Annotated in this window: 15 protein-coding genes; 5 read left to right on the top strand and 10 right to left on the bottom strand. The window is 60.2% G+C overall.

Annotation, left to right across the window (positions count from 1 at the left end; genetic code table 11):
• Positions 1-3: 3 nt before the first annotated feature.
• From ACRQ1B_RS16060 to ACRQ1B_RS16080, 5 genes are all read right to left on the bottom strand, one after another.
• On the bottom strand, positions 4-978 hold the full coding sequence (locus ACRQ1B_RS16060) for a LysR substrate-binding domain-containing protein (RefSeq protein WP_432294766.1): 975 nt from the start codon (positions 976-978) through the stop codon (positions 4-6).
• Between the two features lie 242 nt (positions 979-1,220).
• Positions 1,221-1,682 carry a tetratricopeptide repeat protein gene (locus ACRQ1B_RS16065; protein ID WP_432294767.1) on the bottom strand — a complete coding sequence of 154 codons (462 nt, stop codon included), beginning with the start codon at positions 1,680-1,682 and terminating at the stop codon, positions 1,221-1,223.
• Positions 1,679-2,458 (bottom strand): ABC transporter ATP-binding protein, encoded by a 780-nt coding sequence (locus tag ACRQ1B_RS16070; RefSeq protein WP_432294768.1) that lies wholly within the window; start codon positions 2,456-2,458, stop codon positions 1,679-1,681. The genes ACRQ1B_RS16065 and ACRQ1B_RS16070 overlap by 4 nt, the downstream gene beginning before the upstream one ends.
• Before the next feature lie 44 nt (positions 2,459-2,502).
• Complete coding sequence (locus ACRQ1B_RS16075; RefSeq protein WP_432294769.1) at positions 2,503-3,342, bottom strand: ABC transporter permease; 840 nt, start codon at positions 3,340-3,342, stop codon at positions 2,503-2,505.
• 89 nt (positions 3,343-3,431) lie between these two features.
• Entirely contained in the window at positions 3,432-4,523 is a 1,092-nt protein-coding gene (locus ACRQ1B_RS16080; protein ID WP_432294770.1) for an ABC transporter substrate-binding protein, read from the bottom strand.
• 291 nt (positions 4,524-4,814) lie between these two features.
• Between ACRQ1B_RS16080 and ACRQ1B_RS16085 the strand changes: the two genes are divergently transcribed.
• The 3 genes from ACRQ1B_RS16085 to ACRQ1B_RS16095 are packed head-to-tail and all read left to right on the top strand — an operon-like array spanning position 4,815 to position 7,211.
• Complete coding sequence (locus ACRQ1B_RS16085) at positions 4,815-5,663, top strand: type 2 periplasmic-binding domain-containing protein (RefSeq protein ID WP_432294772.1); 849 nt, start codon at positions 4,815-4,817, stop codon at positions 5,661-5,663.
• Positions 5,651-6,220: an SCO family protein gene (locus tag ACRQ1B_RS16090; protein WP_432294773.1), complete on the top strand. Its 570-nt coding sequence runs from the start codon at positions 5,651-5,653 to the stop codon at positions 6,218-6,220. Before ACRQ1B_RS16085 ends, ACRQ1B_RS16090 begins: the two co-directional genes overlap by 13 nt.
• A 4-nt stretch (positions 6,221-6,224) precedes the next feature.
• Entirely contained in the window at positions 6,225-7,211 is a 987-nt protein-coding gene (locus ACRQ1B_RS16095) for a cytochrome-c peroxidase (RefSeq protein WP_432294774.1), read from the top strand.
• A gap of 155 nt (positions 7,212-7,366) precedes the next feature.
• On the opposite strand, the gene ACRQ1B_RS16100 is transcribed toward ACRQ1B_RS16095, so the two are convergent.
• From ACRQ1B_RS16100 to ACRQ1B_RS16120, 5 genes are all read right to left on the bottom strand, one after another.
• The gene (locus tag ACRQ1B_RS16100) at positions 7,367-7,957 is read right to left on the bottom strand and encodes an Lrp/AsnC family transcriptional regulator (protein WP_432294775.1); all 591 of its coding nucleotides are present in this window, start codon (positions 7,955-7,957) and stop codon (positions 7,367-7,369) included.
• Entirely contained in the window at positions 7,914-9,116 is a 1,203-nt protein-coding gene (locus ACRQ1B_RS16105; protein ID WP_432294777.1) for an acyl-CoA dehydrogenase family protein, read from the bottom strand. Before ACRQ1B_RS16105 ends, ACRQ1B_RS16100 begins: the two co-directional genes overlap by 44 nt.
• Positions 9,116-10,105, bottom strand: a complete 990-nt coding sequence (locus ACRQ1B_RS16110) for an ABC transporter substrate-binding protein (RefSeq protein ID WP_432294778.1) — start codon at positions 10,103-10,105, stop codon at positions 9,116-9,118. The genes ACRQ1B_RS16105 and ACRQ1B_RS16110 overlap by 1 nt, the downstream gene beginning before the upstream one ends.
• Before the next feature lie 11 nt (positions 10,106-10,116).
• Entirely contained in the window at positions 10,117-11,730 is a 1,614-nt protein-coding gene (locus ACRQ1B_RS16115) for an ABC transporter substrate-binding protein (RefSeq protein WP_432294779.1), read from the bottom strand.
• A gap of 198 nt (positions 11,731-11,928) precedes the next feature.
• Positions 11,929-13,023, bottom strand: coding sequence for a rhodanese-like domain-containing protein (locus ACRQ1B_RS16120; protein ID WP_432294780.1), 1,095 nt, complete (start codon positions 13,021-13,023; stop codon positions 11,929-11,931).
• A gap of 228 nt (positions 13,024-13,251) precedes the next feature.
• Between ACRQ1B_RS16120 and ACRQ1B_RS16125 the strand changes: the two genes are divergently transcribed.
• Both ACRQ1B_RS16125 and ACRQ1B_RS16130 read left to right on the top strand, forming a co-directional pair.
• Positions 13,252-14,286, top strand: a complete 1,035-nt coding sequence (locus tag ACRQ1B_RS16125; RefSeq protein ID WP_432294781.1) for an ABC transporter substrate-binding protein — start codon at positions 13,252-13,254, stop codon at positions 14,284-14,286.
• On the top strand, positions 14,286-15,158 hold the full coding sequence (locus ACRQ1B_RS16130) for an ABC transporter permease (RefSeq protein WP_432294782.1): 873 nt from the start codon (positions 14,286-14,288) through the stop codon (positions 15,156-15,158). Before ACRQ1B_RS16125 ends, ACRQ1B_RS16130 begins: the two co-directional genes overlap by 1 nt.
• The last annotated feature ends 3 nt before the right edge of the window (positions 15,159-15,161 follow it).

The following is a 15,161-nucleotide window of genomic DNA, read 5'->3' on the forward strand; positions in this document are numbered from 1 at the left end:
TGCTTAGGCAACCGCGATGTCTGGCGTATCGCCATCGCGCAGGAATGCCAGAAGGAAGGTAACTTCCGGCTGGCGACGGCGCTCGGGACTGACGATGAGATGGTAACGGCTGCGAATTGGTTGTGGCGAGCCAAAGGGACAGACCAGCCGCCCACCCGCCAGTTCTTCGATCACCAGCGACTGTCGCACCAGTGCGATGCCATGCCCGGCAAGAGTGGTCTCGATAAGGGCCGTCTGCTGCGAAAGCCGGAAAGCCGCTCGTGAGGGGCGGATGGAAAAACCGCAAGTGCGCAGCCAGGTGTTCCAGTCGAAGGCCGCATCGTTGCCACCGTCGGCGAGGATCTCGATGGAGCCATCGCGCAGGCGTTCCGGGGCATTGTCCAGACCATGCCGGTCGGCAAATTGCGGCGTGCAGACGGCGATGACGGCATCGCTGAAAAGCGGCTCGCAGATGAAGCCGGGCATAGGTTCCGATAGCGGCAGGATGGCGACATCGGCATCAAAACGGCTGGGATCGAATTTTCCGCAATCTCGCGCCGAGATGCTCATTTCGACATCCGCCAGCCCGCCGCGCAGATGCCCCAGGCGCGGCGCCAGAACACGGGCGAGGAAAGCGGAATCGACAAGCAGATCGAGAGACGGCCGCGCGCTGCCGAGAATGAGGCCGGACAGGCTGTCGATCATGGATTCGAATGCGTCGGCAAGGCCGGGATAGAGCGCCGCACCGGCATCGGTCAGCGCCAGTTCGCCACGCTGGCGGCTGAACAGGGTCTGGCCGACATGGGTTTCGAGGATGCGCACCTGCTGGCCGATCGCGGCAGTGGAAACATGCAGCTCTTCGGCGGCGCGGGAAAAACTTTCGTGGCGGGCGGCTGCAACGAAGGCGCGCAGTGCCGTGAGAGGGGGAAGGCGAGACAGGGTCGGCAATCGAGGCTGTTGCCGCCCGCGTGCAACAGTCAGCAGATCGGTCGTCGTCATGGCCTAACCTCCCTTGCCCAGCAGCATCCCGCGCCGATCATTAATCTAGTTATTTTGTATATTAATCCGCGTAATGGCAATATTTTTCCAAATGGCGCCGGCATCCTGCCAGTTATTTAGATTGACATTCCATTGGGTGAGGCTTCAACAGAGGGTTGATATTGCCGGACGCGCAGCCGCCGGAAAATCCTCCCACGTCGAAAGGCGCGCAGCAACCGGCAAGAGGCGATGCTGTCGCCAAATCAGTGCTGGTGTTCGCCGGCCGAAGCGATGGCCTTGGCGAGGGTGTCTTTCTCGGCACAGCCGTTCGGGCAGAACAATGTCAGCAGATCGAGATTGGCTTGGGCGGCATCAAGATCCCCGAGAGCGATGAACAGTTCGCCCTGATATTCCAGCGCCGGCCGATGATCGGGGGCGTAATAGAGGGCCTCCTTGTACCATTTGGCGGCGGCATCGTAGCGCTTGAGCTTGCGGTTGGCAAAGCCGAGCAGGTTATAGAGATCGGCATGCTTGACGCTGGCGGTCAGCGCTTCGAGATCGACGATCGCGTCCTGATAACGGTCGGCATAGATCTTGGCGCGGATACCCGAAAGATCAGGAAGGTCCGTGCTCGGCGGCGTATCGACCGCGCTTGCAGAAGGCGCGATCATCATGGTGCCGATCAGGCCAAGAACCAGCAGAAGGCGGCGATGACCAGCCATCATTCCGCCGCCTCGGCATAATGTGCCGTTTCGCCCATTGCCGCCAGGATCTGCCGCTTGAGATCGGCGAACTCATGGCCTGCACGGTCACGCGGTTTTGGAATATCCACGACAAAGTCCCTGACCACCCGGCCCGGATTGGCGGCCATGACCACCACCCGGTCGCTCAGGTAAATGGCCTCGTCGACATCGTGGGTGACGAGGATCATGGTGACGCCCTCGGCCTTCCAGATTCGTTCCAGTTCGCCCTGCAGCCGCTGCCGCGTCAATGCGTCGAGCGCGCCGAGCGGTTCGTCCAAGAGCAGCACTTGCGGATGGTTGACCAGCCCGCGGGCAATCGCGGCGCGTTGCGCCATGCCGCCTGACAGCTGGTGCGGATAGCTGTTTTCAAAGCCCTGCAGGCCGACAAGAGCGATATGGTCGTTGATTGCCTTCCTTTTGTCCTCCGTGCTCCATGTGGAGTTTTCCAGGCTGAGCGCGATATTCTGTTCCAGCGTCAGCCATGGCAGGAGACGGTGGTCCTGAAAGACGATGCCTCTCGACAGGCTGGTGCCAGACACTTTTTTGCCGTCGAGCAGGATTTCGCCGTCATACCCGTCATCCAGCCCGATGATCAGCCTCAGCAATGTCGACTTGCCGCAACCGGATGGCCCGACAATGGTAACGAAGCTGCCGGCCGGGGCGTCGAGACTTACATTCGAGAGGACCCGGAAGGGTTTCTGGTCAACAAGATAGGTTTTGTCGATATTGCGAATTTCGAGATTGCCGTGATCGGCCATTGTCATCTCCTGGCGCGTTCTAAAAGAGGGGCGGTCCTGGCGGCTCAGCCGTCAAAACCCTGTTTCCAGCGCAGCACGCGTTTCTGCAGGGCGTACATGCCCCGGTCGATCGCGAAGCCGACAAGACCTATGATGACCATGCAGACGACCAGCTGGTCGGTCAGAAGCAGACCTTGCGCCCGGAAGATCAGGAAGCCGATGCCGTGCAAACCGCTGAGACCTTCGGCAACGACGACCAGCGCCCAGGCAAGACCTGCAGAGTAACGCAACGAGACCATGATGCTGGGAACGGCAGCCGGCAGCACGACCTTGCGGATCAACTGCCAGCGGGTCAGCGTCAGCACGCGCGCCAGTTCGATATGGTTCTTGTCGACGTTGCGGATACCCTGCAGCGTGTTGAGGAACACGGGAAAGAACACCGACTTGGCGATGACGAGGATTTTTGCCGGCGCGCCGATGCCGAGCCACAGCACGATCAGCGGCAGCCAGGCAATGCCGGGGATGTGGCGGATGGTGTCGAAGGTCGGTCCGAAAAATCTTTCCACCTTGCTGGAAAGGCCGGCGGCAATGCCGAGCGCAACCGCGACCAATGATCCATAGATGAAGGATTGCGAAACGATCGAGATGGATTCGATGAAATCGACATGCAGATTCTGGCGCGACAGCATGGTCCAGAATGCGTTGACGACGGTAAGCGGTGCCGGCAGGAAGACGGGCGGTATCCAGCTCAGGCTGGCGGATAATTGCCATAAGCCCAGGATGACGGCCGGCAAGACCAGGCCGATAGTATTGATATGGGACAGAAAGCCAAAGTAATTCGGACGCCGCCGCTCCGGCGTGACGAGGTCGGCCGTTGCATCCGTTGCAATATTGAAGTTCGTCATTTTATCCTCGATCGATTTTGATCCGTTGGCGCATATTCGCCTCATCCCTGGAAGGAATGCGTGGCGCTGAGTGGCGCCGCGCTGCCCTGTCACTCGTAGATGGAATGCGAGCCGCCTGCGAAGAAACGCTCGTCGACAAAGGCGTGGATCTGTTCATCGCTGAGCCCGCGCTCGGTCAGGATGTCGTCGCCGTTCGCCACATACCATGCCTGGAAATCGCGTATGCTCTTGCGGGCGTTGTCGGCGCTCTGTTCGCCCTTCATGAATTCGTAGGTCGAAGGGTCGGTGATCTGGAACTTGGCGATGTGCACCGGCACACGTGTACCTTCCGCGATGATTTCCGCCGACTCGTCGATATTGGCGGCGATCCATTCCTTGGTGCGTTCATGGGCAATCAGGAACGCCTTCACCGCATCGGGATATTTGTTGACGAAATCACGCTTGGCGAAATAGGAAACGCGGCCGGCGCCATTCACGTAGACACCGTCATCCGGTGAGCGCCCGACGATCTTGACCTCGCCGGAAAGGTAGAGCGCGGCAGCATTGTTGACGGCAAGATGGGCCGCCGTGCCGTCAATCGCGCCGCTCAGAAGCGCGGCGTTGGTCGCTGCGGAATTGTCGATCGACTGATAGCGCACCTTGCCTTGCTTCAGGCGGCTATCGAGCGGAATGCCGGCCTTGTTCAAAATCTCGAAAGGCGAGGTGAAATAGCAGCTGACCCGGCTGGAGGCGAAATTCTTGCCTTCGAGGTCCTTCACCTCGTTGATGCTGTCATCCTTGGCGCGAACCAGGATAGGGGTGCGGAACTGGTCGGAGGGTTCGGATTCCCAGATGATGACCGCGTCGAGGCCGTTGGCCCGGTGCACGGTCGCCGGATAGATCATGCGCTGCGCGATCGCGATGCCGCCATTGTTGACGGCGGCGGCTTCCGCGCCGAGCAGTTCAGCGGTGCCGGAGGCGATCAGGTTGACTGTGGGCACGCCGACCTTATCGAACTCCTGCTTCAGAAAACCCTTCTTCTCGGCAACGACCGTCCAGGGGCGCAGTTGCAGATTGATCTGGGTCAGCTTTTCCGTTTCCGCGCTCGCCTTTTCGGAAGGCAGGACAAAGGCGATTGCGACGAGGCTGGCGGCGCCCAGTGCGGCGGCACGAAGGCTTAAGGACAATTTGCTGCGAGACATGCGGGCTCTCCTGATCCATTGGCTATTCAATGGCGCGGAGAGTGTTGGCTCGATTGTGGATGGTCAATGTTCGGTTGTGAGCGCCATGATCACGCGAAAAAAAACGGATGGATGATTTTGCTATTCGTCACGTTGCATGAGGCGGATCATTCCGGATGCGATCGATATTTTGGAATGCGCATCATCAAGACGCTGATCTGTTCGAATGCCGGTCACTGAACGAATTTATTCTTTGTCATGCAGCAAGTATAATTTCCTTAGATGTCTTTCGACCGGCATTAGGATTGGGGCATGACAGACAGAATTCCCATTCCGCAGGCAGTGCGAAGGCTGCATTTTTGCAACGGCTCGGGTCGCCGGGCAGGCGTTGTCCTTGCCGTGTTTGTGGCCGCTGCTTCGCTGTTAGCAGGTCCGCATGCCAGTGCGCGCGAGATCCTGAAAATCGGCGTTTCCTATGTCCCTCCAGAACCCCGTATCACCGACACGCGGCTTTATACCGAGGAGGGTTTCGAACTCGACCTTGGCCGCGACATCGGCAAAAGCCTGCAGCGCGAGGTCGTGTTCATCCAGGTTGCCGATGGAGATCGCCAAAAGGCTCTGGTGGAAGGTGTGGTCGATCTGACGATCGGCAGCGAAGTCGGGTCGCGGGCGCAGGACGGCAGAACATTTCTCGCAGGCGCATCGGCCGGACTGAGTGTTGCCATGCGCAGCGATACGGCCATCCGTCAGTGGAGCGACCTGCGCGGCAAAACCGTATGCATCGCACAGGCAAACGAGCGATCGCGAAAACTCGCGCGCGACCTCGGTGCCAAGGTGCGGGAAGAGCGGGCGCCGGCGCGTTCGCTGATGTGGGTGCGCACTGGCGACTGCGATGCAGCCATTCATGAAAAGCCGGTGCTGGACCGGCTGTTTTCGGAAAAGAACTGGCAGAAGTTTTCGGCAACCTTGCCGCCCGAAGCACCCGCCAGCCTGACGGTAAACGTGGCGCCGCAGGTGCCGGAAGCGCTTGCAGGCGCCGTTGGTCAGGCCGTGTCGGGCTTCAATACGAAGGAAGGTTGGCACACCCGCATCGGCCGCTGGGCCGCCAATGTCGCCTTTGAAGTCTATCTCGATCAGGAGGCTCCGGATTGTCACGGCTGACCATTTCAAGAGTTGTCATCTGGTGCGTTTTGGTTCTGGCATCACTTGCCGGAGGCGCGCAGGCGCAAGGTGTGGACCTCGGCGGGCCGTTTACCCTGAAGGCGCAGGATGGTCGAACCTTTACGGAAAAGGATCTGGCCGGCCGTCCATACGCGCTGTTTTTCGGTTTCACGCATTGCCCGGAAGTCTGCCCGACCACACTTGGCGAGATCTCGGTGAGTTTGTCCGAGCTGGGCACGCGGGCCGACGATTTCCGGGTCGTCTTTGTCACCGTCGATCCCGAGCGCGATACGCCGGGACGTCTCAAGGAATATCTGGGCTGGTTCGATGAACGCATCGTCGGACTGTCCGGCACGCCGGAAGAGGTGGCCGTCATCGCTCGCGCCTTCAAGGCCACCTACAGAAAGGTGCCGACCAGCGGCGAGAACTACACGATGGATCACACCGCGCTGATCTTCCTGATGGACCGTCATGGTCGGTTTTTCGACAAGGTTGCTTATGGCGAGGATCAGGAATCCCAGTTCCACAAGCTGCGCGATCTGATCGCCGTTCGCTGACATAATGCCGAACAGGCGGCTGCGCGGCTCATGGTTTGCCATTGCGGTTCTGCTGAGCGGCAGTTGCGCAATCTTCGCGCAGGATATTGGAACGACCGCAGTCGGGCAGGCAGACACGTCGATTGTCGCGTTGGGCGCACGCCTGTTCGACGATCCCGCTCTCTCCGGGGGCGGCAGGACGGCCTGTTCGACCTGTCACATGCCATCGCGCTATTTTGCCGATGGTCTCGCAAGATCAGTGGGTGACAGTGGTCATCCGGCACGGCGAAACACGCCGACATTGTTATCGGCGGCAGGTCGCACGACCTATTTCTGGGACGGAGTGGAGACCGACTTGCGCAGCGCGGTACAAAGACCACTGTTCGACCCGGACGAAATGGGCAATCTCTCATCGGAGACGCTGCTCGAGACCATAAAATCGCGGCGTGGATACGAGGCGGATTTTGCCGGCGTTTTCGGCTCGACGGATATAAGCCTGTCGCGGGTTGCCGACGCGCTCGTCGCTTATCTTCGAGACATAGACGCATCCTTTCGCCATGACGCGAAGGTGAGCCAGCTCGCTCTTGCGTGGCAGCAGCGCGCGGGCTTGCGGATATTCCGCGGCAAGGCGGGCTGCGGCACATGTCACACGGGCGCCAGTCTGACCGACGACAGTTTCCACAACACAGGTCTGGCCATGCCAGGTGAAGCCGGCGTCGACCCTGGCCGATTCTCAGTGACGGGAACCGTTTCGGATGCCGGCCGTTTTCGCACGCCGAGCCTGATCGCCGTGGCAAATACGGCACCCTACATGCATAACGGCGCCTTTACCGATCTCGACATGGTTATCCGTTTTTACGAACGTGGCGGCGGTTCACCCTGGCTGCGCAACCAGTGGGAGGAAGCTGACCCGGTGGCGCGCAGCATGGCGACAGTTTCATCGAAGTTGCGGGCTTTTGAGCTGACCGCGCAAGAGCGTGAAGCGCTTCTTGCATTCCTGAAAACACTATGATGAAGGCACCTCGCCGTCGAAAATGCCGACCAAGTCTGGATCGACAGTCCGTCACGACGTCAGCCTTAGATGCTGCAGGCCTACGTCATTGCGTTCAGGCGCCTTTTGAGGATTTTGAAGGAGACGATCTCAGTTTTCCGAGACGTGACGTCACCCTATCCGGATTTGTCGGTTCTGCGTGTTTTCGACGAAACATATCCGAGCGGCAGTTCGGTCGTTTCCTTGATACGATCCATCGCAAACATGGAGGAGACCGACCGCACTTCAACTTGGGATGAGATCTTACGGCAGAAATGATCATATGCCGAAAGGTCTGGGACAGCCAGTTTGAGGACATAGTCGATCTTGCCGCTCGTTCTATAGACTTCGACAACCTCGGGAAGGCGTTCGACCGTTTCCACAAAACGTTGCCGCCATTTATCGGAATGCATCTCTGCACAAATCGAGACAAAAACGGTGGTACCGGCGCCGACCTTGTCGGGATCCAGAATGGCAACCCTTTTTTGAATGATCCCGAGATCTTCCATCCTCTGTATTCTGCGCCAGGACGGTGTCGCCGAGACACCGACAATCTCGCCGATGTCGGCAACCGTCACCGTTGAGTCCTTTTGCAGAATATCCAGTATGTCTCGGTCGATCTTATCGACACTCGTCTGCCCGGAGCCGAGACTGCGCCCTCTGGTCATCGCTAGGCTTTCCTCTTCACTGCAATGGAATGACAGGCGGCGGAGTGCCATCCAGCGCATAAGCCCCGACCTGCGAATATTTCCACCAGTTGGCGTCATGCAGGGTATGGACCCGCAGGTTGCGCCAGTATCGATCCAGCCCGAGTTCCGCCTTGGTCGAGCTCGCGCCAACGAATGTGAAAAGGTCGCTGGCGATCTGGAGTGCAACCTCCGCGCCGAATGCCTTGGCCTTCGAGATGGTGATTGCCGCTTCGTTCACCGCCGAAGGATCAAGACTTGCCACGGCATCATGCAGAACCTGTGCCGCATGAGCCTGAAGCAATTCCGCGGCGTGCTGGCGTGCCTCCCATTGCCCAAGCGAAACGAGCAGGTGGTTATCATCCGCGGGGCTAGTCCAGCCCTGCGCCAGCGCCTCGGGCGGAACGCGGCTCCTGCCGCGGATGAGTGTTTTTGCAGCCTCCAGCGAACCGCGCCCAATGCCGATATCGATGGCCGAATGGGTCAGCTGGAAGGTTGCCAGCAATGGTGTGAAAGGTTGCTGGCCAACGGGCTTGCGCAAGATGTCTTCCGGTTTGACCACGACACTGTCGAAGTGGATCGTCTGGCTCGCCGTACCACGCTGGCCGAACTGGCTCCAATCGTCGGCAAACATAATGCCGGGCGTGTCGCGGGCGAGGATGACAAAAACAAATTCGCCATCATCATCCTGTGCCGAGATCCGGATCCAGTCGCCATTGAAGGCGCCGGTCGTGTATAGTTTCTTGCCATCGAGCCGGAAGTGCTGACCATCGCGGCGAACGCGCGTATTCGGCAGTCCCCGATCCTTCTGCCCGGCCTCCGCCTGGGCATTGCCGAAGGCTTCAAAGGCGAGAATGCGCTTGAACACCACCGTCTTCTGATTGGCGTTGCCGAAGCTGCGCATTGTTTCAATCGTACCGAAATGGCTTTGTGCCGTCTGGGCAAGGGCGCCATCTGCCGCCGAGACAATCTGCACCATCTCCGACAATTCCGGGAAGGACAGGCCCGGTCCGCCATGATGGGCGGGAACGGTCAGGGTCAGCAGCCCCGTTTTTGCCCAGGCCTTGAATTCCTCCCGCAATGGGCGGCCGCAAGCCTCGCGCGCAACGGCATCCACCTGCAGGCTCTCAGCAAAATCGCGTGCGACCTGGCGCCAGTTTCGTGACGATATGACCGCGTTTTTTGTCACGTGAACATTCATCAGATGTCGTCCTGGTGCAGTGCCCACCGGCGAACATCAACGCCGTTCGGGATAAACCCCTGGCGCAAAAGAAAATCTGCCTGATGCTGCAGGGCCACGAGCCTGTTTTCGTCGAGCGTCGGAAGAAGATTTTCTGTCGAAAAGCTGCCAAACGCTATCTCCGCGTCGGCCGCTGACTGTTTTGTTTCGCCGGCAAGAATTGCCCAGAGTTTCTGACGATCGTCACCGATGGCGTGCACCGCCTTTGTGACCGCCGAAAGTACGGCCCGCACGGTCTCTGGATGTTCCGAAATAAAATCCTCGTGGAAGGTCAGGGTGCGCGGCGTGCCGTTGTTGACCCTCGCCAGCGGATTGACCAGATGGTCGAGCCGCAAAACCGGCCGGGCGCGGCCGGAAATGATCGCCGCCGCACCGACCGCGCTTTTCAGCCAGACGGCATCGACCCGGCCGTCCTCGAGTGCGTCGAGTTCGTCGTCGAAATGTTCGCCGCCGCGTTCTCCCGGCGGCGTCGGGCGGTGTGCAACCTCGATAAGGCTGACATCGGACAATTTCCGGCCGATGGTTCCGAGCGCCTGGTCAATGCCGCGCAATGTCGAAATTCCGGCAACGTCGGGCCGGTCCCCAGCTGAGACCGGTAACGCAAACCGGGCACTTGCCAGATCCCTGATGCTCTGGAAGCCGGAATTGGGCCGCACGACGATTGCCTGGATTTCGTCCAGCCAGGTGATGCCGAGAAGCCGGGTGCGCGCGCCGCGGCTTTTCGCCCAGATGGCCGGGATATTGCCGCCCTCGCGGATGAGGTTGGAAATGCCGTGTTCGAAATGGTGGCGTCGGATTTCCGGGTCGGTCACATCCTGAAGGGCACTCGGCGCAAAACCGCTGCTCTCAAGCGCTTTCTGCAATACACCAAGCCCGGCGCCGACACCCGTTGCTGTCGGGGCAGGACAACGTGTGTAATACATCTGTCTGGTCAGGGTTGCTGTTGTCATGGCAGCGCCTTTCACTGTTTGACCCAGGTCGTTGCGAAATCACCGGCAATGCCGGATGCATCCGTGATCGCGTTGACGACACGGCGATTGAGGTAGGTGAAGTCGAAATCCGACAGCAGGTTGATGTCCGGCAGATCCGTGACGACCTTTGCCTGGATCTCGTCCCACAGGGTATTGCGGCGCACTGCGTCAATTTCGATGGCCGCACTTTCCAGCAACGCATCGACTTCAGGATCAGCGTAATGGGCGCCGTTCGAGAATGGCACGCCGGGCTTGAAGTTCTTGGACCAGTAGAGACGCTGGACGCCGACGGTTGGATCAAACGTGTTGGTCATCGAATTGGTGGTGAATGCAAAGTCGCGGTCTGTGTAGACGCGCTTGACGTAACTTGCGAAATCCTGCGTGCGCACGGTGACGTCGATGCCGATCTTGGCCAGCGCCTGCTTCACGTATTCCGCCGTGCGCTTGTCGCCCTCGGTCGATGGCCGGTAATCGTGAATGACCGAGAAACGGATGCCGCCGGTCTTGCGCGGAAAACCGGCCTCGTCGAGCAGCGCCTCGGCGGCTTTCAGGTCAAACGGGTAGGTCGGCAGACCTTCCATGCGGAAGGGAGCAAGATCGGGACTGATCGGGCCATCGACGATCTGGCCGAACCCGTACCAGATGACGTTCTGGATCACCGTCTTGTCCAGCGCATGGGCAATGGCGCGGCGAACCCGCAGGTCCTTGAAGTAGGGATTGTCGAGGTTGAACTCGATCCGCTTCACACCGGAATCGAACACTGAGCCTCGATTGTCGATCACGATGTGGTCCAGTGCCTTGATGCGTTCGACTTCGCTCAATGGGATGAGTGTCCCACCGGCAATGTCGACCTCTTTCGTTTCGATCGCGACGGCGCGGGCGCCGGGGTCGCTAATGAAGCGGATGATCAGGCTGTCGAGGTAAGGCTTGCCGGCATCCCAGTAATCTGGGTTTCGCTCGAGCACGAGGTGGCTGCCATGGACCAGTTCGACGAAGCGGAACGGTCCGGTTCCAACCGGTCGGTTGTTGGCCGGGTTGGCCGCCGCATCCTTGCCCTCATAAATGTGCTTGGCAACGATCGGTGACTCGCTCGCGACCAAGGCGTTCAGCAGATACGGAGCTGGCTTTGACAGACGCAGCACCAGAGTATGCTCGTCCGGAGTTTCCAGCTTTTCGACATTGGCGAATGTTGCGCGGCCGCGCGTATGGATCTGCTTCAACAGTCCGATCGAAAATGCCGCGTCGGCGGCGGTGAACGGTTGGCCGTCATGCCATTTCACGCCTTCGCGCAGTTTGAATGTGTAGGTCAATCCGTCCGGCGCAATGCTCCATTCGGTTGCGAGTGCCGGTTTCGGAGTCAGGTCGAAATCGTAACGCAGCAAGCCTTCGATGATTTTGGGGCCGATGCTGCGCGAGCCGTCCGGAGAAAAGGGAACGAGTTGCGGCGGCTGCACGGCCGTCATGACCACCAGAGTGCCACCCCGTTGCGGCTCGGCACTGTCGGCAGCGGCGGGCGGGCCGGCAACGGCGAGACCGGACAAGGACGTTGCCGCCAGCAGAAGCGCGGAGCGCGCAAGCAGGTGGCGGCGGGAAAGGATCGGCATATGAGCCCCCATGAGGTGCGAGCCGCCCCCGTGATTTACGGGCGCTCTAAAAATATACGAAAACAGTAGATTGATGGTGGCGCATCGGACAAGGAAACGCCGTTTCGAATTTGCGCTTTGTCAGGAATTATCCATCTCGCCGCAGAGGGTGTCCGGCCCGCCACGGCCATAACCGCGGCGGGCCGGGTCAGACGCCTGTCAGGCGACGCGGCTCAGTTCTTCCCGATCGAAATCAGCAAGCAGGATGGCGATCTCGAAACCGCGGCGCTGTAGCCAGTGCGCGACAGTGCGTGCCCTCACGCCCAGCCGGTCATCAATCAGAACGACCCGCGCACCCCGCACGGCGATGGTGCGATAGGCAACACCGAGAAGCTGGCCACCCTCGGACGACAAGGTATCGGGGAGGTGCCCTGCAGCAAACTCCTCAGGCGTCCGCACATCGAGAAGGTAAGTCGTGCGATCTGCATCAGCCGCCCAGGATCGGGCGGTGGAAAGGTCGATTTCCGGAAAACTGTCGTTGCGGCTCAGCCGTGAAAGATGCTCGCGGGCAAAATTGCGGGCGGCATCGCTTGGTTCGCCATAGGTGCGGGTCTCGCCGGTTTCGAGTTCAAGTCCGGCGCGGGTCCAGCCCTTGGTGCCGTCGTCGAGATAGGAAACGTCATTGGCAATGCCCGCATCGATCAGCGTTTGGGCGCCGAGAATGGCGCGCGGAAGCCCGGCGCAGGAGACCACGACCTTCGTCTTTTCGGACGGAACGGCATCCTTGAAGCGCAAGAGCAGTTCGGCGCCCGGAATGCCGATCGCATCCGGCACATGATCGCGGGCAAACTCTTCCACCGTGCGCGTGTCAATAACGATGACGTCCTCGCCCTTGTCTTTCAGTGCCTTCAATTCCTCGGCGGAAATGACGGGCGTGTTGCGCTCGTCCCTGACGGCGAGCGTGAAATCGCGACCGGGTATGTCGAAGGTCGGCAGGCTTTCGGGTTCGCCTTGCGCCGTCCATGCCGGGATGCCGCCTTCCACCGCAAACACCTCTCCGCGTCCCTGCGCCGCCAGTTCGCTCGCCAGTCGTTGCGCCTGTCCGTCACCGCCATCCAGAAGAACGGTGCGGGTGACCGGCCGCGGCACAAAGCGCCCGATGTGGCCCTTGACCTTCGCCGCCGGCAGGTTGGTGGCGAACAGCGGGGAGGCGTAACCGACCTCTTCGGGCTGCCGGATATCGAGAACGGCCAGTTCCTGTCCATCGGCCAGCCAGGTGCGGAAAGTCTCGATCGAAATGGTCTTCGTGCTCATGGTGAGGTTCCTCTTCGTGAGTTGACTACCTGAGCCTAGGGCAGGCGGGGTGCTCATCGAAGGTGCAGGTGGCTCACCATGCGCCACGCGAGGGGAAGGCGTTTTTAAATTCCATAAAAATAATAGACTATTCTTGCTTAACCGCGTTCAAGCGTTTTCCTAGGCTGCCTGTCAGCGAGATGCGCGGGTGAGCCACGGTCTTGCCCCCTTCAAGCACTGGAGCTTAGCATGACGATATTGCGCGATTTCAGCCAGGCGGCGAAAAGAATTGGCCTGGCACTGACGCTGGCCTCCAGCTTTGCCATTGCCGCCACATCCGGCGCGAAGGCACAGGATACACCGGATCTCAGTGGCGTGACACTGACCGTCGGCACCCCCAACAAGACCGGCCTTCACCGCCAGCTGATTGCCGCCGGAGAAGTCGATAATCTTCCCTACAAGATCAAATGGGCGGATTTCGATTCCACGCCGCCGCTGGTCGAAGCGTTGCGGGCCGGCCATGTCGACATCGCCGCCGGCGGCGATACCGGTGTGCTGGCGGCAATCGCCAATGGCGTCAAGGTAACGATCGTCGCCGCCACCTGGGAGCGCAAGGAAAGCGGCAGCGCCATTCTGGTGCGCGGCGATTCCGACATCAAGACTGTTGCCGACCTGAAGGGGCGCAAGGTGGCGCTTCCCTATTTTACCAAGCAGCATTATCAGTTTGCGACGTCCCTGCAGCAGGCGGGCCTGCCGTTCGATCCCAAGCTGATCCTCAACCTCAATACCACTGACGGGCTTTCGGCACTGGTCAACAGTCAGGTTGATGCTTTTGTCGTTTGGGATCCTAACACCGCCATCGCACAGCAGCAGCATGGCGCGCGTATCCTGGAGCCGCTCGGCAGAGTGATCGATACCGCCGGTGTCGTTTATGTGCCGACCTCCTCGCTGGAGGACCCGGCCCGCAAGGCGGCCCTCAAGGATATCACCGCCCGGATCGTGCGTGCGCAGGCCTGGGTGAACGCGCATCCGGTCGAGTGGGCAGAGCAGGTGTCGAAACTGTCGAAAATCTCGCTCGAGGCGGCCAATCTGCAGGCCAGCCGTTCGCGCGTCGAACATGCACCGGCCACCGATCCGCAGGCGCTTGCCGGCTGGCAGAAGCAGGTGACCTATTTCCATGAGGGCGGCCAGTTCCGCAAGGACTTCAAGGTCGAGGATTATGTCGCTAAGGACTTTGGCGATGTCATCGAGGCGGAAAACAAGAAACTGGCGAAGACCAACTGATGGCCTCGGTTTCAAGCTTTTCGGAGATCGACCGCGCGGAGCCGGTCAGTCACGAACGGGCCCATCCGGACCTCGTCAGGCTGGTGCCCTCCGGCGGTCGGCGTCAATCGCGCCTGCCGCCGGGCGTCGGAAAGGCGCTCGGGCCTGTAGCCCTGGCCTTCCTCTGGTGGAGTTCGACCCATTTCGGATGGATTTCCGAAGATCTGCTGCCGGGACCGCAGGCTCTCTGGGTCACCTTTGGTGAACTGATCGCCAGTGGCGAGTTTGCCGAGGCCGTGTCGCTGTCGCTGTACCGCGTAGCGACGGGTTTCGGCTTCGGCTTCGTGATCGGTATCGGCCTTGCGCTGGTGGCCGGCCTGCTGCGGATCGGCGAGGATCTGATCGATGCGCCGATGCAGATGGCCCGCACCCTGCCATGGGCCGGTCTCGTGCCGCTTCTGATCATCTGGCTCGGTATCGACGAAACGCCAAAGATCACGCTTGTCGCCTTCGCCGTCACCTTTCCGCTCTACATCAACACGTTTGCGGGCATTCGCAATGTCGACCGCACGCTGGTCGAGGTGGCAAAGACGCTGTCCTTCTCTCGGGCGGCGCTGATCTTTCAGGTTATCCTGCCGGGGGCGCTGCCGAACCTGCTGGTTGGCCTGCGCTATTCGCTGGGGTCTGCCTGGCTGGCACTGGTCTTTGCCGAAACGGTCAATGCGCAGGGCGGTCTTGGGTATCTGATCACCCATGCCCGCGAGGTCTACCGGGTCGATATCATCATCCTGTGTCTGATCATCTACGCTTTCCTGGGCCTGAGCGCCGATCTCGTCGTGCGCCTGCTGGAGCGCGTCCTGCTGCGTTGGCGGCAGAATTTCGATGGAGTGTGAGCC

Source organism: Endobacterium panacihumi (assembly GCF_050847465.1).
GTDB classification, from domain to species: Bacteria; Pseudomonadota; Alphaproteobacteria; order Rhizobiales; family Rhizobiaceae; genus Neorhizobium; species Neorhizobium panacihumi.

Excerpts from the sequence above, each read along its gene's own strand:
- ACRQ1B_RS16060 (WP_432294766.1), bottom strand. The coding sequence starts at position 978 with ATGACGACGACCGATCTGCTGACTGTTGCACGCGGGCGGCAACAGCCT.
- ACRQ1B_RS16065 (WP_432294767.1), bottom strand. The coding sequence starts at position 1,682 with ATGATGGCTGGTCATCGCCGCCTTCTGCTGGTTCTTGGCCTGATCGGC.
- ACRQ1B_RS16070 (WP_432294768.1), bottom strand. The coding sequence starts at position 2,458 with ATGGCCGATCACGGCAATCTCGAAATTCGCAATATCGACAAAACCTAT.
- ACRQ1B_RS16075 (WP_432294769.1), bottom strand. The coding sequence starts at position 3,342 with ATGACGAACTTCAATATTGCAACGGATGCAACGGCCGACCTCGTCACG.
- ACRQ1B_RS16080 (WP_432294770.1), bottom strand. The coding sequence starts at position 4,523 with ATGTCTCGCAGCAAATTGTCCTTAAGCCTTCGTGCCGCCGCACTGGGC.
- ACRQ1B_RS16085 (WP_432294772.1), top strand. The coding sequence starts at position 4,815 with ATGACAGACAGAATTCCCATTCCGCAGGCAGTGCGAAGGCTGCATTTT.
- ACRQ1B_RS16095 (WP_432294774.1), top strand. The coding sequence starts at position 6,225 with ATGCCGAACAGGCGGCTGCGCGGCTCATGGTTTGCCATTGCGGTTCTG.
- ACRQ1B_RS16100 (WP_432294775.1), bottom strand. The coding sequence starts at position 7,957 with ATGCGCTGGATGGCACTCCGCCGCCTGTCATTCCATTGCAGTGAAGAG.
- ACRQ1B_RS16105 (WP_432294777.1), bottom strand. The coding sequence starts at position 9,116 with ATGAATGTTCACGTGACAAAAAACGCGGTCATATCGTCACGAAACTGG.
- ACRQ1B_RS16110 (WP_432294778.1), bottom strand. The coding sequence starts at position 10,105 with ATGACAACAGCAACCCTGACCAGACAGATGTATTACACACGTTGTCCT.
- ACRQ1B_RS16115 (WP_432294779.1), bottom strand. The coding sequence starts at position 11,730 with ATGCCGATCCTTTCCCGCCGCCACCTGCTTGCGCGCTCCGCGCTTCTG.
- ACRQ1B_RS16120 (WP_432294780.1), bottom strand. The coding sequence starts at position 13,023 with ATGAGCACGAAGACCATTTCGATCGAGACTTTCCGCACCTGGCTGGCC.
- ACRQ1B_RS16125 (WP_432294781.1), top strand. The coding sequence starts at position 13,252 with ATGACGATATTGCGCGATTTCAGCCAGGCGGCGAAAAGAATTGGCCTG.
- ACRQ1B_RS16130 (WP_432294782.1), top strand. The coding sequence starts at position 14,286 with ATGGCCTCGGTTTCAAGCTTTTCGGAGATCGACCGCGCGGAGCCGGTC.